The organism is Paenibacillus thalictri (assembly GCF_004307995.1).
Lineage (GTDB): Bacteria > Bacillota > Bacilli > Paenibacillales > NBRC-103111 > Paenibacillus_AF > Paenibacillus_AF thalictri.
Genome location: NZ_SIRE01000021.1, coordinates 147,879 through 168,242 on the forward strand (window position 1 = coordinate 147,879; position 20,364 = coordinate 168,242).

The 20,364-nt window shown below is 53.8% G+C and carries 13 protein-coding genes; 11 read left to right on the forward strand and 2 right to left on the reverse strand.

The genetic code is table 11. The features are described 5' to 3' along the window. The first annotated feature begins 262 nt into the window (after positions 1-262). The 6 genes from EYB31_RS27080 (at position 263) to EYB31_RS27105 (ending at position 12,035) form a co-directional block, all read left to right on the forward strand. The gene (locus EYB31_RS27080; protein ID WP_165452648.1) at positions 263-6,424 is read left to right on the forward strand and encodes an S-layer homology domain-containing protein; all 6,162 of its coding nucleotides are present in this window, start codon (positions 263-265) and stop codon (positions 6,422-6,424) included. Between the two features lie 281 nt (positions 6,425-6,705). Further along, complete coding sequence (mhpA, locus tag EYB31_RS27085; protein ID WP_131016577.1) at positions 6,706-8,235, forward strand: bifunctional 3-(3-hydroxy-phenyl)propionate/3-hydroxycinnamic acid hydroxylase MhpA; 1,530 nt, start codon at positions 6,706-6,708, stop codon at positions 8,233-8,235. 62 nt (positions 8,236-8,297) lie between these two features. Further along, a complete protein-coding gene (locus tag EYB31_RS27090) occupies positions 8,298-9,221 on the forward strand; it encodes a fumarylacetoacetate hydrolase family protein (protein WP_131016579.1) in 924 nt (307 codons plus the stop codon). Between the two features lie 34 nt (positions 9,222-9,255). After that, the gene (locus tag EYB31_RS27095) at positions 9,256-10,365 is read left to right on the forward strand and encodes a cupin domain-containing protein (RefSeq protein WP_240762902.1); all 1,110 of its coding nucleotides are present in this window, start codon (positions 9,256-9,258) and stop codon (positions 10,363-10,365) included. A 76-nt stretch (positions 10,366-10,441) separates the two neighbouring features. Beyond that, entirely contained in the window at positions 10,442-11,155 is a 714-nt protein-coding gene (locus EYB31_RS27100) for a class II aldolase/adducin family protein (protein WP_131016582.1), read from the forward strand. A gap of 124 nt (positions 11,156-11,279) precedes the next feature. Beyond that, positions 11,280-12,035: an MBL fold metallo-hydrolase gene (locus tag EYB31_RS27105; RefSeq protein ID WP_131016584.1), complete on the forward strand. Its 756-nt coding sequence runs from the start codon at positions 11,280-11,282 to the stop codon at positions 12,033-12,035. Between the two features lie 370 nt (positions 12,036-12,405). On the opposite strand, the gene EYB31_RS27110 is transcribed toward EYB31_RS27105, so the two are convergent. Next, entirely contained in the window at positions 12,406-15,804 is a 3,399-nt protein-coding gene (locus EYB31_RS27110) for an S-layer homology domain-containing protein (RefSeq protein ID WP_131016585.1), read from the reverse strand. Between the two features lie 368 nt (positions 15,805-16,172). Between EYB31_RS27110 and EYB31_RS27115 the strand changes: the two genes are divergently transcribed. The 5 genes from EYB31_RS27115 to EYB31_RS27135 all read left to right on the forward strand — a co-directional run bounded on the left by EYB31_RS27115 (position 16,173) and on the right by EYB31_RS27135 (position 19,434). Further along, entirely contained in the window at positions 16,173-16,814 is a 642-nt protein-coding gene (locus EYB31_RS27115) for a cupin domain-containing protein (protein WP_131016587.1), read from the forward strand. Positions 16,815-16,857: 43 nt separating this feature from the next. Beyond that, positions 16,858-17,430 (forward strand): cupin domain-containing protein, encoded by a 573-nt coding sequence (locus EYB31_RS27120; protein WP_131016589.1) that lies wholly within the window; start codon positions 16,858-16,860, stop codon positions 17,428-17,430. 55 nt (positions 17,431-17,485) lie between these two features. Further along, a complete protein-coding gene (locus EYB31_RS27125) occupies positions 17,486-18,451 on the forward strand; it encodes a TAXI family TRAP transporter solute-binding subunit (protein WP_206105504.1) in 966 nt (321 codons plus the stop codon). Positions 18,452-18,485: 34 nt separating this feature from the next. Further along, positions 18,486-18,788: a Rieske (2Fe-2S) protein gene (locus tag EYB31_RS27130; RefSeq protein ID WP_131016591.1), complete on the forward strand. Its 303-nt coding sequence runs from the start codon at positions 18,486-18,488 to the stop codon at positions 18,786-18,788. A 154-nt stretch (positions 18,789-18,942) separates the two neighbouring features. After that, positions 18,943-19,434, forward strand: coding sequence for a GNAT family N-acetyltransferase (locus EYB31_RS27135; RefSeq protein ID WP_131016592.1), 492 nt, complete (start codon positions 18,943-18,945; stop codon positions 19,432-19,434). 12 nt (positions 19,435-19,446) lie between these two features. On the opposite strand, the gene EYB31_RS27140 is transcribed toward EYB31_RS27135, so the two are convergent. Next, on the reverse strand, positions 19,447-20,307 hold the full coding sequence (locus EYB31_RS27140; RefSeq protein WP_165452649.1) for a helix-turn-helix domain-containing protein: 861 nt from the start codon (positions 20,305-20,307) through the stop codon (positions 19,447-19,449). Between the last annotated feature and the right edge of the window lie 57 nt (positions 20,308-20,364).

Below are 20,364 nucleotides of genomic sequence, written 5' to 3' on the forward strand. Positions count from 1 at the left end.
AGCGGAATGGCCGACAGGGGACAGGAGGCAATCCTTCGATGGGGAGGCTTTAACGTATCTTAATACAATATTAGAGCGGACTTAATCATTATTTAATATTGGGAATCAAGGAAAATGACGGATTTTATCGAAAGTACTAAATAGGCATAAAGTTTTATTTTCGACAAGCAAAAGGCAGGGGGTTATTTATGGAAAAACGTATTTCTTAAGTGTCGTATGGGTCTATTTACCTGGTTTTGCACAATGAAAAAGGGGAATGGTTATGAAGAAAATGACAAAATCCGCAATTCGGCTTTTACTTGCGATTTGCTTGCTGCTTCCGGGCTGGGCAGGGCTAGACATGCGGGCGGAAGCTAACGGCGCAACAGACTATACCGTGAATGGAAATCCGTATTCGTGGCAGGATGCCACACTCGCGGCGGATGGGGATACGCTGGAAATAGTGACGGACGACGCTCCGTCTTCGCCGGTAAAAATCCATGTGACTGCACCGGCCAATGCCTCCGTTACGCTAAAGGGCAAAGCAGGTAAGACATACGACAACGTATATGTCGAGGTTGACGAAAACATCACTTTGAACATCGAAAACTTCAATATTACAGCGCCAACCGGGGACAGCTACAACGGCATCAGCTTTACGAAGCTGAACAGTCCGAACGCTACGGCGTTGAACGTGACCGGAAGCAATACGATCAGCGGCTTTGACGGGATCAATTCGAAAACAAACCATCAATTGACGATCAAAGGCGCGGGGACGTTGACGGCGTTAGGCAAAGCGTCCACAGCAGCCAACACAGCCAGCGGCCACGGCATTCATGTGTTGTCGGACGGCACCGGCGTTACGCAGCCGGGAGCGAAACTTATCATCGAAGGCAACGTCAAGGCGGTCGGCGGCGATTCGCTGGACGAATCGGCGGGCAGCGGCATTTTCCTCGATTGGGGCAATATGCAGGTGAAAAGCGGCACGGTCGAGGCCATTGGCGGTAAAACAAACGGCGATCGCAGCGCGCAGCCATACTCCGGGTCGATTGTAACAAGACGCGGCGGATATGGGATTAATCTTAAAGGCTGGGGTTTTCCGCAGACAGCCGGCGAGCTGACCGTAGAAGGCGGTCAACTGACGGCAACGGGCGGCGAAGCGCTGGCGGTCAATTCCAACGGCTACGCGTTTGAAGGGGGCCGGGGCATACTTGCCGATACAAGCATCACGATCAGCGGCGGCTCTGTAACGACAACCGGCGGCATAAGCGCCGATACTAATGCCAAGGGCGGCGACGGAATGTTCTCGCTGGCGTTGACGATCTCCGGAACAGCCACCACGGTCACTTCAACAGGCGTCAATGGCGGGTTAGAGGGCGGATCGGGGATGTTTATTACCAACGATGTCAGCATTGAGGGAGCTGCGGTAACCGCAACGGGCGGCAGCGGTTTTGTTAACGGGTATGGGATTTTTGCTCCCAGCGGCAAAATTACGATCAAAGACGGGGCACGCGCCTCCGCTACTGGCGGCATGGCTGTAACCGGTACCTCAGGCGGCACGGCCGTATATGCAAATGGCGGTGGTATTGAAATTACTAACGCCGATTTAACCGCAACGGGCGGCAACGCCACCGCTGCCGGAGCTTCAGGAGGACCCGCCGTATATGTGAGCGGCGATATTCAGGTCACCAACGCTACGGTTTCCGCAACGGGAGGAAACGGTCCGGTCAACGGCTCGCATGGATTGTTTTCTTATAGCGGAAACATAACGATCGGCAGCGGGGCTAACATCACATCTATTGGCGGCAACGGAACGACCGGCGTCGGCGGTGTTGGTCTGCGGGCCTTTGGTGGCAATAGCGGTAAGACCGTGCAAATCGACAGCGCTGCTGGCAACATATACGTCCGCGGCGGGCAAGGCGCGACAGCGCAAAGGCCGTCCATTCTCGGGAAGGATATTTACATCGCGACGGGCAACGTCGGCGAGATTGCAATGGAAGTGTCAATGAATCCGCGGTCCATAAAAAATAAAGCCGGCGGCGACGACGTCTACATGCTGACGGCAACAACCAACCCGCCGGCAGCCGCCACAATTGAGTCTCAGGTCGCCGGCGCACTCGGCGGCAGCTACACCTACAAATCGCCGGCGAAGGTGGACGGCAAAGCGTTTTTATGGCTGCCGACCGGCAGTCAAATCGCGTCCGCGACAAATTACCAAAGCGAAAGCAAGATGATGCCAACAAACGACACGGCATCGGTTGTGTTATCGCTGCTGCCGGGGGCGGTCGTTGCTCAATTGGAGCACGGCGGCGCAAGCATCGGGTATCCGACCATTCAAAGCGCGCTTGATGCGGCAGTGGACGGCGACACGGTTACGATTAAGCCGGGTACGTACAGGGGCCAGCTGACCGTAACGAAAAACATTACGCTGCAAGGCTCGGGCGCGGATACCACGATGATCGAGTCTCCGGATTCAAGCAGCCTGGCGCAAAGCAGCTGGAAAAACCTCAAGGATCAGTTTATTTATGCGGTTATTGGCGTCAAAACCTCAACGCCGGGAACCGTCAACATCAAAAATATAACGGTCGACGGACGCAAGCAAGGTTACATTGCGGCGCATAACGGCGAGGAGGGGCTTTACACTTTTAACGGCATAGCTGTCAGGGATACGACGGTGACGATCGACCACGTCAAGGTTGTCGATGTGCGCGACTTGTGGTCCGATTACGGCACTGCTCCTGCGCCGCTGCCGGGCGATTATGTGCCTCAAGACCAGCCATCGGGCGCCAATCACAACGAAAGTATTTTGCTCGAAGGCGCTGCAGGCGCAGGTTCGCATAAAGTGACGGTGACGAATTCCACCGTCTCGAAATTTCACAAAACCGGTATTTTGGGATGGGGACCAACGCTGGAAGTCGATATCCAAAATAATGATATTCAAGGCCACGGGAAAACGTTGTACAGCACGGGCAACGGCATTCAAATCGCCTCCTCCGACAGAAGCGGAATGGGAGGCGCCAACGGGGACCGCAGAGGCACAACCGGCGTCGTGAAAAACAACCGTATTTACGATATCGGTCTGGTGATTCCGGAACCGGGACAGCCCGGTTCATATTTGAATGTGGGGCTTTACGGGCCTTCCGGCATTCTTTTGTATGCGGCGGGAGAAGGTTTTCTAATCGAAGGAAATACGATTACCGGCCCCGGCGTTATGCCATGGCATAACAGTGATTCGTCAAACGACGGGGGTTATTCCAATGACGGTATCGGCGTCAATTACTCCAAGGGCGTCGTCCTCAGAAACAACACCATTACCGGATTCAGCACCGGCATCATAGAAGGAGACATTTTGGCAGGGTCATCCCTGCATCTTGTCGGCAACAGCTTCGGCGGCAACGATATCGACATTTGGACAAATTCCGGCAACGATACAATTGAACTGGGAACGGGGGCCGACACAATCGCTTACCGCCAAGGCAACAACGGTGTGGATACGATCTCGTCGTTCGGAGCCGGAGACCGGATTCGTGTCGTCGGTTTTGTCGACGGATCCGTCAATGGACAGATTGGGACAGTTGCAAACGCAGTGTATGTGACCGATACAAATTCCACCCAGGTCATTAACGGATACACCGACGCTCACCCTGTTGTTGACTTTACCGGCGGCACAATTACAAGCGGCGACGGAACGTCGGTGGCGGCGCGGTCTGTGCAGGTGTCGGTAACCGGCAATGAAACAACGCTGTTCATCGATACCGAAAACGACACGGACGCACCGGAGCTGACGATCAAGTTGGCGGGTGTTTACCGTACGGACAACTTCAAGCTGAACGGCGGCTACATCGAGTATGTGCCGGACAGCACGATCAGTGCAGCTAGTGCGACATTTGACACCAATACGTCCGACACGAGTACAGGCCATTACGCTGATGTGACGACGACGCTGACGGCAAACGGCCGCACGCTGACAGATTTCAAATTAAACGGCGTAAGCATTGGCAGCTCGAACTATAGCGTGGATAATTCAGGCGTGGTTACGATCAAAAAGGAGTATTTGGCTTCGCTGGGCGCTGGAGCCCATTCATTTACGCTGGATATGAACATCGGCAATGATCCGGTGCTGACGGTAACCGTCAGCAATTCGGCTGCAGGTTTGACTGGCATTGCCGGGCAAGTGCCGGCGGCGGCGGGAGGGGGCAACGGCCAAACCGCAGGAACGGCTGCCGCATTGACGCTGAGTGTGCCGTACAGCAAGACAGTATTAAATTTGGCGGACATCGCGACGGTCACTGGAGCAACGTACAAGCTGTATACGGACAGCGCTTTTTCAAGCGAGATCGTTGGAGGTTCGACCGTACCGCTGTCTGCAGGCGGTTCGACAACCGTGTATGTCAAAGTTACTGCACAGGACGCAGCGACGGTGATGTATTATGCGGTGACAATAAACCGCGCGGCGGCACTGAGCAGCGATGCCGGCTTGGTTAGTGTTGCGGGACAAACTCCTGTCTCTACGGGCGGCGGCAGCGGCACAGCGGCTAACGCTGCGATCACCTGGACGGTCAACGTATCGTACGGCAAACAAACGCTGCTTCCGGCGGATATGGTCACAGTTACCGGAGCGACGTACAGGCTGTATACGGATAGCGCTTTTACAAGTGAGATAACGGGCAGTTTGACGGCTCCCTTGGCGGCGGGTGGAGCAACCCGGGTGTACGTTAAGGTGACGTCCGAGGACGTGACGACGGTGAAATACTACGAAGTGACAGTGAACCGCGCCGCGGCGCCAAATGGTGACGCCAGCTTGGTTAGCGTGGGCGGCCTGACGTCGGCGTCGATAGGAGGCGGCAACGGCGGCTCGGCAGGAGCGGCGGTAGTCTGGAATATGAGCGTACCCATCGGCACCTCATCGTTTAATCTGTCGAGCATTGTCACGGTTACCGGGGCGACGTATAAGCTGTACACGGACGGCGGTTTTACGACGGAAATGACCGGCAGCTCCTCCATTGCGCTTGCTATAGGCGGAGTGACCAAGGTTTATATTAAAGTGACGGCGCAAGATGGGACGACGGTCAAGTATTACATTGTGTCGATTTATCGTGCCGGAACTTCAAGCGGCTCGTCCACCAATACAAGCAATAACAGCACCGGCAATACCGGCGCGACGAATACAAGTACGACAAGCAGTACAAGTACAAGTAAGGAAGTTATTGTTTATGTCAACGGCAAAGCGGAGAATGCGGGCAGTGCCGCCGTCGCGCAGGTGAACAATCGTACGGTCACAACCATCGACGTCGATAAGCAGAAGCTGGAGGCAAAGCTGGCGGCTGAAGGTAAAGATGCGACGGTAACCGTCGTATTTACCGACAAATCGGATGTCGTTGCCGGGGAACTGACCGGTGAGATGATTCGGAAGATGGAGCAGATGAGCGCCACGCTGGAGCTGAGAACCGAACAGGCCTTCTACAAAGTGCCGAGCTTGCAAATCAATATTCAAAATCTTGCCGCCAAGCTGGGGCAGGTCGCGGATCTCAACGAGATCAAGGTGAGAGTCGAGATTTCCCAAAGCGAAGCGGGCAAGGTGAAAGTGGTCGAAAATGCGGCGAAGGACGGCGGTTTTAGCGTTGTTGTTCCGCCTGTGGATTTTTCCGTCACCGCCTCATACCGGGGACAGTCGGTTGAAATCACGGATTACACGGTATACGTAGAGCGGACGATTGCGCTGCCGGAAGGTATCGATCCGAATAAAATAACAACGGCTGTTGTTACAGAGCCCGACGGATCAGTGCGCCACGTCCCAACCAAGATTACCCAAAGCGGCGGCCGCTATTATGCGACGATTAACAGCTTAACGAACAGCACCTATACGGTCGTATGGCATCCGCTCGAATTTGCCGACGCGGCTCAGCATTGGAGCAAGGATGCAGTGAACGATATGGGCTCGCGTATGGTCGTGCAAGGAACGGGGAACGGTTTGTTTGAACCGGACCGGGATATCACGCGGGCGGAATTTGCGGCAATTATCGTCAAGTCGCTTGGCTTAAGCGTACAGGCCAAAGGAATGCAGCCGTTCCGCGATGTCGCTTCGGACAAGTGGTACAACGGCGCTGTGCAGACTGCATATGCCTACCGTCTGATTACCGGTTATGAGGACGGAACGTTCCGGCCGACGGACAACATCACCAGGCAAGAAGCGGTAGCAATCATTGCCAAAGCAATGCGGATCACGGGGCTGACAAGCAAGCTGCCTGCAAACAGCCAGGTTCTTGCGGCTTTCCTCGACCAGTCGGACATTGCGGAATGGGCGCATGAAAGCTTTGAAGCGGGTGTGCAGGCGGGAATCGTCTTAGGCAGAAGCGCGGGGCGGATCGAACCGCAAGCTTATATCACGCGGGCAGAAGTTGCGGCCATGGTGCAGCGTTTGCTTAAAAATTCACAATTGATTTAAATTGGCTTGTAAAAGGCCTAAGCAGATCAGGGTCGTCCTTAAAGCATCCAGCTTTCAGGGACGGCCCTGTTTTTTGTTGTTCATGAAAATCAACAAAATCAACAATAACCCGCCAATAAAAAATCCACAAATAAAATCCGTATTGACCGGCTAAAAAAGTAATGATATTCTAAAAATGTAGTTCACATTATGAATTGTATAATTCATAATGTGAATAATAAGGTTTGCCAATATGGTGTGTTGATCGGAACGATGCCATTTGACTACAGGGAGGGGACACGATGGAGGGAGAAATCGGGGGCACCGCCGCAAAGGCCGAATTTGATGCGGCGATTATAGGCGGAGGCCCGGTGGGCGTTACGCTTGCCAATATGCTTGGGTTTTACGGTTTAAAGGTAGCAGTGTTCGAAAAGGAGCCGTCGGTGTATCATATGCCGCGGGCCAGCCACATGGACGCCGAGGTGATGCGCATTTACCAATCGTTTGGGTTATCCGAAGCATTAAACCGCATCGTTATCGGCGCTAAAGGCTACGAGTTTTTGAATGGGGACGGGAAGGTGCTGCTCAAGCTGGATAAGCCCGAAGGGGACAGTCCGCAAGGCTGGAAGTATCATTACCGCTTCTATCAGCCGAATTTCGAACAGGTGCTGCGCGCCGGGACCGAGCGATTCGAGCAGGTCCGAATGTTCCTTGAGCACGAAGTGACCGGTATCGAGGAAAAGCACGGTTATGTCCAATTGCGGGTGGACAACCGGACCAAACATGAGAGTATCGAAGTAAGCGCTTCCTATGTCATTGGCTGCGATGGCGGCCGTTCCATGGTGCGCCGTTCGCTCGGAATTGAGATGGACGATGTGGGACTTCGCCAGCAGTGGCTTGTCGTAGACGTGAAGCTTAAACGCGAAGTTGCGCTTCCTCCGAAAGGAATCCAGTATTGCGAACCGTCCAGGCCCATCACCTACGTGCCGATGATCGGCGATTACGACCGTTACCGCTGGGAAATCATGCTGCTGCCGGGCGAAACTAAAGAAGAGATGGAGCGTCCCGAGCAGGTGTGGGGTCTGTTGAACCGGTGGCTTCAACCGGAGGATGCTACCCTGGAAAGGGCTTCCGTTTACATTTTCCACTCGGTGATCGCCAAGCAGTGGAGGAAAAGCAGAGTGTTCCTGGCAGGAGATTCGGCTCATCAGACACCGCCTTTTCTCGGCCAAGGCTTGTGCGCAGGGGTTCGCGACGCGGCAAATCTGGCCTGGAAGCTAAATATGGTCGTTCACGGACAAGCGGAAGAGAGCTTGCTCGACACGTACCAATCGGAGCGTTCGCCGCATGTGCGCCAATTTATCGATATGGCGACTGAACTTGGCAAAATCATTACCGTGCTGGATCCTGAGGAAGCTGCCGCACGCGATCGCAAGCTGTTAAGCGGAGACACGCGGACGTTAGTGCAGCCTGCTCCGTTGTTGGGCTCCGGCATTCGCCTTGCAGACGGGGAGCTGGCGGGAACGTTGTTTGCTCAGCCTCGGCTGGGCAGCGGGCAGCTTATGGACGATGCGGTCGGCAACCGGTTTGCCGTGATTGCCGAACCCGACGTGATCGACAACGTATCGGAGGAGACAAAAGCTGTCTGGAGCCGCCTGGATGCAGTGGTGCTGACGGATCACGGCGATGAGCTGAAGTCTATTTTTCAGATGCATGATACCGCTGCTTTTATGATTAGACCCGACCGGTACGTATTCGGCAAAGCGGCGGGAGCGGCCGAACTTGAACGGTTAACGGCCGAGCTGGAACGCAAACTGCATTATGTCTCCTAAACGCTTCATGCACAAATCCAATCGCAAACCAATAAATACAAGAGCAAAGGAGTTTAAAAAACATGAGACTTGTCACTTATTCCACAAATGGAAGTCCGCTGCGGCTTGGCATTTTGCTGGGCGACGATACGATTCTTGACCCGCAGCTGGCCTATTGCGAGAAGCTGATTGCAGCCGGGCAAGGCCGGGCGGAGGAACTGGCGCAGGCGCTGCTGCCAAGCGACCCGACCGCTTTTTTGGCCAACGGCGATTTTGCTGTAAAAGCGGCGGGCGAAGCGATCGAATACGCAGCGGGCACACCGCAGACATCGGCTTTGTATAACAAAGCGGACGTCACCTTAGGTTCACCGGTTCCGAAGCCAAACAAAATTATTTGCGTTGGCCTCAACTACCGCGATCATATCCAAGAAATGGGACGCGAGATTCCAAGCGTGCCGCTTATTTTTGCCAAGTTCGGCCCGGCGGTGATCGGTCCGTTCGACGATGTGCCGCGTAATGCGCATCTGACCCAAAAGCTGGATTATGAAGCCGAGTTTGCTTTTGTCATCGGGAAGAAAGGAAAAGATATCCCCAGAGCCGACGCTTTCGATTACGTTGCCGGCTACTGCGCAGTAAACGATATTACGGCGCGCGACATGCAGAAACGGACTTTGCAGTGGCTGCAGGGCAAAACGCTCGACGCCAGCCTGCCGATGGGCCCGTGCCTGGTTACGAAGGACGAAATCGAGGACCCGCACAACTTAAATATTACGCTTACCGTTAACGGGGAAATAAGGCAAACCTCCAATACGAAGCAGCTTGTTTTTGATGTACCGCAGCTGGTTGAGTTTCTGTCGCATATCGTGACTTTGGAGCCCGGGGATGTCGTATGTACCGGAACGCCGGGGGGTGTCGGCGAAGCGCGCGGCATCTTCCTGCAAACCGGCGATGTAGTCAGAGTCGAGCTGGAGAACGTCGGAGTTATCGAGAATCGTATCGCCGAATAGGCGCAATCTCAACACACGCGAAAGGATGATTTATATGGCGGCATGGTCAAAAGATCTCGAACAGTTCCATGAGGAGTTGGACAGCGTCAATCTGGGCCCGCTGTGGGCGCACATTCATCACATGAATACGATTGAGCCGAAGTCTAAGGCGATCCCGTATTTGTGGAAAAGCGAGCTGATTGAAAGTTATCTGACTCGCGCCGAAAAATTGCTCGAAGTAGGAACGGGTTCGGCGGAACGGCGCGCGGTGTATTTGGTCAATCCGGGGATGAAGCATTTAAAGCCGATTGCCTGGGGAGGAGCGACTCAGACATTGTATGCGGCCGTGCAAGCGGTCAAACCGGGCGAAATCGCCCCGTCGCATCGGCATACGGCCACGGCGCTGCGGTTTGTCATGAAGGGCAAAGGCGGGTTCGGCCGTGTCGACGGCGAGCAGATTACGTTTTCGCCCGGCGATTATTTGATTACGCCGACATGGTCGTGGCACGATCATACGAACAAAGGCGATGAGACGGTGTTTTGGATGGATTGTCTGGACACTCCGTTTATTATGGCGATGGACGTTTCCTTTACCGAATTTCATCCGGATAAACAGCAGCCTTTGCTTGTTCCGGACGACTTCAGCTCCAAACGTTATCAGGGCGGCATGGTCCGACCGCTGAACGACCGCCAGCCTAAAAACGTCGCATTGGGAAGATTCAAGTGGGAATTGACAAAAAACGCGCTTGACGGATTATCCGAATTTCCGGCCGACCCGTTCGAAGGTTATGCCGTCGAATATATCAATCCTTCCACAGGCAAAGACGCCAACGACCGGATCGGCGCGCGCATGCAAAAATTGCCGGCCGGTTTTAAAGGCACAGCGCACCGCCATGTGCACAGCAATGTGTATCATGTCCATAAAGGGCAGGGCTACACCGTGATGAACGGCGTTCGGTTCGATTGGTCGGAGGGGGACTTTTTCGCCGTGCCGGCTTGGACTTGGCATGAGCATGTGAACACCTCTTCCAGCGAAGAAGCCTATTTGTTTTCCACGAACGATCTGCCGATTCTCGAAGCGTTCCGTTTTGAAAGACAGGAAGATTACAAGGAAAATAACGGCCATCAGGATATTAACGATGTGTTTGTTCCGATTCGCCCTTAAGTCATCACAGGTTTCTTTATCGTTTGTTCCGGCTATATAATGGGAAGGGAAATGATTCCTTTCAGGAGGTGCTCACATGTCAGGTGCCGACATGCTCTCAAGTACGATTGAAAAGCTGGTTTTGGCCAATCAAATATTAAGCAATGAAGGGATTCTTGATGCTTTCGGACACGTGAGCGCCAGAAACCCGGACAATCCCGAGCAATTCCTGCTGTCGCGCGCCGTCGCTCCTTCGCTGGTGACGGAGGATGGCGTGATGCTTCATGACTTCGACGGCGATGTGCTGGATAAGGCGTACGCGCCGTATGCGGAACGCATTTTGCACGCGCGAATATACAAAGCTCGTCCGGACGTGCAGGCGATCTGCCACAACCACGCCGCCCCGCTGCTTCCGTTTACCGTAACCGGAGTCGAGCTGAAGCCGATTATGCATATGGCCGGTATGTTTTATGACGGCATCCCGGTATACGACGAAGGGGAGGCAGCCAGCGGCATGCTGATTGTCAGCGCAAGCGAAGCGGACCGGGTTGCCCGCGCTTTGGGCGGCAAGCGGGGATTATTGATGCGCGGGCACGGCGCCGTGGTGGTCGGTTCGACGGTGGAAGAAGTGGTAATGAGCTCCGTTTATTTGGCGGCCAATGCGGAAGTGCAATACCGGGCGATGCAGATGGGAACTCCGAAGTTTATTTCACCCGAAGAAGGCCAAGCGGCGATGGAGAAAAATTTCCGTCCGATCGCGTTGGGCAGGGCCTGGAGTTATTGGGTTGACCGGGTAAAAAGCAAGGGATAAGCAAAATGAAGGATGACCCAACCAGCGGGTAAATCATGGGCCAGCGAGTTACCGTCGGGCAAATTGTGGTAATCCAATCATAAGGGGGTGCGCCCGCGCTCCCGCAGGGAGACGGGGGAAAACGATGAACACGCAAGCGGCATACGGTATCCAAGCGATACCGCTAACGAGGGGATTTAATGGCAGTCAAGGGATTATCCATCCCGTTTTGATTTGGGACGAACACAACGCCATCTTGGTCGACACCGGGGAGCCGATTCATCTGCAAGCGGTGCAGACGGCCATGGAACAGGCGGGCATCCCGTTGGCCCGGTTAAACCAAATTATTATGACCCACCAGGACATCGATCATATCGGCAATTTGCCAAATTTGCTGCAAGCAACGCCGCATAAAATCGAAGTGCTGGCGCATGAAGCGGACCGGCCTTATATCGAAGGCGTTAAGCCGCTGATGAAGCTGAAGGCCGATGTGCTCCGAGACAAGATGAACGCGCTGCCGGAGAGCGAACTGCAGCTGCGTGCGGACATCGCGCTGCTGCTCGATAATCCGCCGAAAGCGGGAGTGGATAGGGTGGTGGCTGACGGCGATACGCTGCCTTATTGCGGCGGTATTACCGTCATTCATACGCCAGGACATACGCCGGGTCATATCAGCTTATATTTGTCGCAAAGCAAAACGCTGATTGCCGGGGATGCGATCGTCATTATGGACGGCAAGCTGCGTAAGCCGGTTGAGCAGTTCACCCCGGATATGGAGACGGCGATCAAGTCGCTCAAAAAGTTTGTGAATTACGATGTGGAGACGCTTATTTGTTATCACGGCGGCGTATTTAACGGCAATGCCAACGAGGCTTTGGCCGAGCTGGCGGCAAGCTTGTAAGCAAGGTGTGAGGCAAGCGAACGTATAGGCAATGTACGGCAGGCGTGTAAGCAAGATGTATTAAGGATATAGGGCTGATTGCTTACAGCATCAGATTCCCGCCTCTTCGCTCCGTATGGCGATCTCCGTTGCAAGGGGTCTCCCGATCATGATCGTGTATCCTTTTTTTCAAAAATATGTTGTCAAACGTATCACGATCGGCGCGGTCAAGGGATGAGCCGCGTCCACGTTCCATGCTGCTGTAAAAAGGCGGCCGGAGCGAGCCCGGCAGAAGCTTTTTTTAAGCTAAACTGCCTGGCCCGCTCCGGCCGCCTGCGCGTTCATGTATATCAGACGAATTGTACCGAGGCGATAAACATATGCGATGTAACTATTCGATAAAATGAACGGCCTGCAAAAACCGTTTCAGCATCGTCGCCGCTTGGGCACGGGTGGCATTATCGGCCGGTGCGAATATGCCGCCGTCCATTCCGTTAATGATTCCCGCTTGGACCGTCTTTGAGACGGCGGCTTGCGACCATGCGGAAATCGCATCCCGATCCTTAAATTCGGCGAGCGTTTCGATATGTTCCCCGATGTTTTTTCCATCCGGCGTCAGGTTTAACGCTCTGGCCAGCATCACCGCCATTTGCTCGCGGCTGATCCGGCTGCCGGGCTCAAAGCGGTCGTCCGTCACGCCGTTTACCAGACCGGCTTTAACCGCCGCATTCACCAAAGGCGCGTACCAAGCCGCCGCCGGCACGTCAGCAAAACCTTGGTAAGACGGATCGTCTTCAGTCGATAATCCCAACGAGCGGACCAGCAGGGCGGCAAACTCGGCGCGCGTAATGCTTTCGTCGGGTGCAAACCGCTCCGGCGCAGCGCCGTTTACGATCAGCTTCGAAGCCAGCTGCTCCACATCTTCTTTGGCCCAATGAGATGCCATGTCGCTAAACGTCCGTTTGTCGGCTTCCACGGCAGCATAAATGCTGTAATGGGTGGCTTGCATAACGGCTTCTTTTTTTCCGTCGCTTCTGGCGCCAAGATGAGTCGGAATATAGGAAACCGTGCTGGCGTAAGGGTCGTAATACACGGCGATGACGTTGCCGTCTGCTTGAAAAGGCGTATATACGATGCCGCGGGTCATATATTTGCTGCCGAAGTCGCGCAGCTCGATTGTTTGCCCGTTAGCAGACGCTTGCACGCGGAAATCTACGGCATGGTCCAGCACGCGGAAACCGAGGACAAGGCCCAACTGATCCAGCTTTGTGCCGATCGCGCTGCTTACCGGTTTCATCGAAGTGACGATGTTCAGATCAGCCAACGCAACGCCGAGGCGTCTTGCCAAGCCGTTCAAATCCAATACACTGGCTTGCAGCTCCAGGCTGGAGCCGTCCAACTCGACGCCGACGGCAGCCTGCGGATATGCCCCGGCAAGCTCCGCAAGTGCCTCTCCGGGCAGCTGAACTTGTATGTCCGGATCCACATTGCCGGCTTTTATAAGAATGCTGGGTTTCCCGGCGTCTTTCAGCAGCTCCTGCACTTGGTGGAGCACATCCGCCGGTACAATCAGCTTTTGCGTAACCGTCCCGTCCGGTTCCGTCTCCGTCACCAGAGATGACGAATCGGCGGTAATCACGACGCCGCCTGCCGGATCCACAGCGATTTCATATTTGGGCGATGCTGTTTCGGAAGTCGAAGCATCGTTTGAACTCGAACTGGAGCCGGAGCTAGGAAACCAGTTGGATACGGCGATGGAGAGCATCTGATCGGCTCCGCCGCTGAACGTAAACGTCAGGATTGTCGTGCCGATCGGCTGTGCGTTCAAATAAGCTTTCAGAATCGTCACGGTATCGCCCGACACGGTATAATCGGTGCCAAGCACAAGCGGTACCGCGTTGTTGGCGATGCCGGTAAATGTGTTGCCGTTTAAGCTCAGCGTTGTCGGCACGTCGGTGTTGGCCGCAGCTCCTGCGTATTTGTCGAAAACGGCCGCGGAGGGGCTGATCGTACTATTGTCAGGCGGCGTGACAATATTGGTTACAGGGATCTTTTTGACCGCTTCATTGCCGGCCAAATCTTTGGCGTACACCGTATAAGAACCGTTCGCTGTGACGGTAAACGTTCCCGCAGACAAAATATCCGTCCCGGCGCTGGCAAATGCCGCCGCTGCGTTGTCTCCCGGCAGCCATTTCAAGCCGGCTAAGGCGTTCGAGCTACCGTACGTTTGCGCCGTTACCGTGAAGGTGACAGGGCCAATGATCGGCGCCGTTGTCGACGGCGTGACGGTGATGAATGGCGCAGCCGGCATATCAACGGTAACGTTCTGCGCATTTGTGGTCCCGGCCAAATAAAGACTATCGCCCTCATACAATGCTGTGAACGTATGTCCGCCGGGCTGTGGAATAAAACTCCATTGCGCATTGCCCCCGGCATTCAAAGGCACGCTGCTTAACACCTGTACGCCATCTTTAAACGTCACATTGCCCGCAGGGAAACTGAAATCGCCGTAAACGGCGGCCGTAAGTGTTACCGGTTCAAGGTAAGTGGCATGTGTGACTGACGCGGTTAACGCTGGTCGCGGCTTGATAAATATTTTTTTCGGCGTCTTTTGCTGCCCGCCTCCCGACGTATTATCGCCGAGCAGGTCCTGCGTGCCCCACGACCACAAACGCCCGCTGGCGTCCAGTCCGTAGGACGCTCCATAGCCTCCCCATACGGAAGCGAATTGAACGGGATTTCCGTTGTCTGCAACCGGCACTTTATGCGGAGCGGCGTTAACTGTGGTACCGTCGCCGAACTGCCCCGAGCTATTCAGTCCCCATGTCCACATGTTTCCGGTATCGTCAAGCGCCAGCACATGCTTGAGCCCTCCGGAGACATGAACAAATGTTACCGGATTGCCATTGTCCGTAATGGCGACTTTGGCTGGCGCCCATAATGATCCCGAAATGCCGCCGTCGCCGAGTTGTCCCTGATCGTTGCCTCCCCAAGACCATATGTTGCCATTCGTATCGATAGCTAAACCAAGGAACGGTCCCGTGCCGTAAGCGGATCCTGCGGAAATCGCTTGGAATTTCGCTTCCGTGCCGCCGTCCATGACCGTAAACTGCGAGGGGGAATAAGCGGGCTGAAAGAGGGTCCATAGATGCTGCTGGTCGTCGATGGCGAAGGCAAATTCGTCGTTGGCCTCCAAGGTTTGGAAAACAACCGGGGTCCCGCCGCCGTCGTTAATCGTCTGCCGGATAGGAACGGCAGGATCTGCCGTAAATGTTCTTTGGCCCCATATCCATAACTTGCCGTTGCTGTCCAAGGCAAACGTAGACGAACGCGTGCAGGCAATTTTTTGAAATACGACAGGCGGGCTGCCGTCCGTTACGTTCAGTTTGGTCCAGCTAAGCGCAGGGGGAGTTCCCGCGCCGAGTCCCAACTGGCCGCTGACGTTGTCGCCCGCCGCCCACAACCGTCCGCTTGTATCCAGGGCGATCGCGTGATTGAAGCCGTTTTTTATTTCCTTAAACGTTACCGGTGTCTCATTGTCCAGCACCTTGAGCAGAAGAGGGGTATTGGATCCGGAGGTGGTTCCGTTGCCGAACTGGCCGGATATATTCGAACCCCACGCCCATATGCGGCCGTCCGCATCCAAAGCAAATGTCGTATTCAATTCCGACGATACCGAAGTGAACATCGTGCCCGCCGCAGCCGCCGGCGTCGGTTGGAGCAAGGGGCATGCCGTAATAACCGCACACAAAATAGCAATGATCCAGCTTTTGATAAATGTTTTCCTCACTGTTTTCTTCCTTTCCGGTATTCCATTTCATTGACGCCCGAAGGCGGTTCGAACTGCAGTGAAACGCCGGTTTGTTGTTTTTTGTTACCGCTGAAACTCAAAACCGGACGTTTGCTTATGTCCCTATCCCGATTATTTTAGCACAGTGTCCTATTTGCTCGGCAGTGACTACAGAATCAGTTTTGACAGCGGGGGAAAAGCTTCTTTCGACGAGCTTCGAGGAGGCTTGTATTATCGGGTCAATCTCGAAGCGTTTCGAACATGTAAAGATCCTTTAAATAGTAGTAAAGATTATGAAATTTATCGGATGGAAAATGTTTTATTATTTAGTCAAGCAAAATAATTAGTATGTACGAGGAGGAATCAGCATGTTTTCCGAAATTACAGTGAAGGAGCCGCTTGACCGGATTGCCGAGGATTGGGATTTTCTGAATGAAAAAATCATTAAAAAATTCCAAGGTTTTTTGCCGGTCGGGCAAAACATTTACGGGATCAGGCAGCGCAAATTCGCCGCAAACGGCGACGTCATCGATCTGCGCAAAGGCAACATCTCCAAGCACGTGGAGCTGGGGCCAAACGGGATATATTCCTGGAAGCACATACCGCTGAACACGCATTTTATTTTTAGCGGAACGCCTCACCGGGTGTCCCATAATTTCGGATATTGGCATATCAACGACAAAGACGAAATGTATTTGCCGCTGCCTTCAAACGATCCTGACGGTCTCAGTTATTTCCTGGTCATTATGGGCGAGCCGAAAGGCGATGAATGCGACCGGTTTGCATGGTATTGCGATCAGTGCTACACGATGCTGCATGAGGAAGTGTACGAAACGGGGCGGCTTGGCTTCGACGGCTTCTGGAAAGCGGAGATTGAGGCGGTCAAGTCGTACAATGCCGACATTCGCCACCGCACCTGTTCGGAATGCGGCAAAGTGAATCCGGTCGGGTATTGCTGGAATCCGTCCAGAGATACGCCCGAGCAGCAAGAGGCGAGAAAAATCTGGTAAGCTGCCGCATCAAACCACGTAAGCCAAAAGGAGGCGAGTTTTGTTGAGCAAGGCGAATTTGCTGAAAATGCACGAGGACATCAAGCTGACGACAATGGAAAACGGCTATCAAGGTTGGGTCAAAGTCGGTCAATACATCATCTGGGCCAAAGAATATGCGGCTTCGGCGCCGGCTTTGACGGTGCTGGAGAAAATCGACAAGGGGGTCGTCGTTTTTAACGAAGAGACGGAATATTTGGTGCACCGCATTCCGGCCGGGACTCCCGTGCACATTACGAACCTGTTTGGTTTCTGGCATACAAGCGATGCCGACCGGATCTGGATTTGCGCTAAATACCCGCACAGCAAATACCACATGATCATTAGCGGCGGCAACTTCGGAGTGAACACGGTGAGCATCGTATCGTGGTTTTGCCCGAAATGCGGCCATGAGCTTGCCCGCTTCGAAGATAAAAATCCCGACGAAGGCCCGGATTTTTGGGACGTCGCCGCCGAACATGTGAACACGTTTAACAACTCGGCGGAGATGCGCACTTGCGGCCCATGCGGTCACGTGCATCCTCAGGCGTATCCGTTTGTGCATGACGAAGACCGCGAACCCGCGGAGCGGTGGTAAAGCCGGAGAGCCGCACAAAACGTAAGCGCTATCAATTAGGAGAGGGACGGTTGTTATGGACAAATTGACGGAAGCAATCGACGTAAAAATATCGGCGCCCGGATTAAACTGGATTCGGCTTGCCTCCTTGCTGGCGATCGGGATGGACGGTTATTACAGCAGCTTGCCCAAAGGTTCTACCGTTTCGGTCATCACCGGCAACCCGGGAACAAGGTGCGTCAGGGCCCCGGAGCTTGTGGCGAACGGAGATGTGCATATGGCGATCACGACGCCGAGCTGGTACGCCAAAATAGCGGCGGAAGGCAAAGGGCCGTACAGCGGAAATCCGCTGCCGCTGCGGGCGCTGGCCGCTTTCCCGCACGATGACCGGCTTGTTATGGCCGTCAGGCAGGAGGTTCCGATTCATTCGTTGCATGAACTCCAAGAGAAAAAACTGCCTTTGCACATTTCGATGCCGGTCAAGGAAATCGAACATCCGGCCGGTTGGGTGGTTGAGGCAGTTTTGGAGCAATATGGCCTCAGCCTTGAGGATATCGAGTCGTGGGGCGGAAAAGTGCTCAAAGACCGGCCGCGTTTTCAGAACTCGCCGACTTCCATTCCGGTTGATCCCAGCTTTAGCGCCGTATTTGACGAAGCGATTATGACAAGGCGCTGGCCGAAAATCGCCAATCAATATCCGCTGCGTTATTTGCCGCTTGACGAAAATGTCGTGGCACATTTTGAGGAGATGGGCATGGCGCGAGGTTTTCTGGAAAAAGGAAGATTGCCGGGCGTTCAGGAGGACGTACTGACGATTGACTTTTCCGGCTGGCTGCTGTTCTGCAGGGAAGACATGCCTTTTGAGCTGGGTTATTTGGCGGCCAGGGCGCTGGACGAGCAGCACGAGGCAATCAATGCGATTTTTGCCGGGGAGTTTGCGCCGATGACCAGCCCGATCCGCATGCATGAAATCGGAAGAAACACGCCGATCCCGCTGCATGCCGGAGCGGAAGCGTATTACAAGGAAAAGGGCTATCTTTAGTGAATCGCCCGTAACGTGAAGGGCAGGTGAAGTGATGAAAGAACTGTTCAGAATCGCCATAGACAGCGTAAAAGAGAAAGAAAGCCAAGTGTTTTGCGCCGAAGGCCATTCGGTTGTTGTGCACAAGGAAGAAGATGTGTATTACGCTTTTGAAAATTCATGTCCGCACAAACAAATGGAACTTCACGAAGGCCAGATTAAAAATGGGGTTATCACATGTCCGTGGCACCGGTTCAGATATGATCTGCAGAGCGGCTTAAGCCTTACGAACAAGCAATCCGAATTGAAAATTTACCGCATCCAGGCGGAAGCGGAACAATTGGTCGTCTACGGCTGATACAATGAAAAATACCTTCCTAATCCCGCAAGTTGGCGGACGGAAGGTATTTTTTGCCGAAAATATGGCTTTTGCGATTTTCAAAAAATGCTGCTATCATAAATTTTATCCGCAGTCCGGATGTCTTTAATTTGATGAAAAGCAGGTGCAGTTGATGTATAACATTAGAAAAGCAACCGTTGCCGACGTGCCCGGCATTACGGAGATATATAATGAAGCGATTGCCAATACGGTAGCCACATTCGACACGGAAACGAAGACGGTGGACAACCGCGAGGTGTGGTTTCACGGACACGGACCGAAACATCCGGTTCTGGTTGCGGTCCAAGACGCTAAGGTGCTTGGTTTTGCCTCGTTGAATCCGTATTCCGACCGGCAGGCGTACGAGAACACAGTAGAACTGTCGCTTTACATCCATGCCGACCATCGGGGACAAGGCATCGGCAAAGCGCTGATGGAACAAGTGCTGGAAGCGGGACGCGAGGCCGGTCTGCACACGGTGCTGTCGCGTATCGTGGCAGGCAATGACAGCAGCATCCACCTTCATGAAGTGTTTGGCTTCGACCATGTCGGCATTATGCGGGAAGTCGGCTTTAAGTTCGGCAGCCTGCTGGACGTTTATTTGATGCAAAAAATATATAAATAGCAACGTCAAAAGCTACTTTCCTGTGCCGCTGCGCAGCGTTTCGGACGGGGCGATGCCCGTAACGGCCTTATATTGCTTCGAGAAAACAAACGGATCGGGGTAGCCGAGCTGCAGCGAAATTTCTTTGACGGATTGAGAGGAATGCTCCAGCAAATATGCGGCGTATTCGATCCGCGACTTAATCTGGTATTCCTTGATTGTCAGTCCCGTCGACTGCCGGAACAGCAGGGAGCAATATTTGGGCGACAGTCCGGAGAGGGCGGCCAATTCCTTCACCGACAGCCGGCTGAGCGGATTTGTGTCGATGTAACCTTTGATCTGCATAATGGCATGGCGGGTCGGCTTGTTTTGCTCAAGCTCTTCCAGCTCGCGCGACATTTCGGCCAACGTCTGGCAGATGGAGGCATGACATAACGCGTCTTTTTTGACGGACGGAGGGAGGCAATGATGCCGATGAATCGCCTCGAACAGCAGGCGGAATTTTTGCGTGTCCTGAGACTGGAAGAAAAAGTAACATGGGTTGGCGGTTGGCATATGCCGATCTTCTTTATAGCGGACGATTCTGAATCGAACCGTAATAATGCTTAAAGGTTCGGATAAATTGCGGGATGCCGAATGCATCGTGCCGTCGGAGACAACAAGCAGGCTGCCTGCGGTCAGCTTTACGGAGCGGCCGCCAAATTCGTACGTCGCACAGCCGCTTCGGACAAACAGCAGGTGAACCTCGTCCAACACGCGTTCGTCGATGCGCCAGGAGGCTTTCACCGTTACGTTAAAACATCTGTGAAGCTGGAATATATACGAAGACAACGCCATCTGAAGAAGGGTGTCCAAATAAGCGGAGGCATCGCTTGGCATCAGACTTTTTGACATGCCAATTCTCCTTTTTACCATGTAAGTTTAGATGATTGGTGTTTATAATTATAGTCA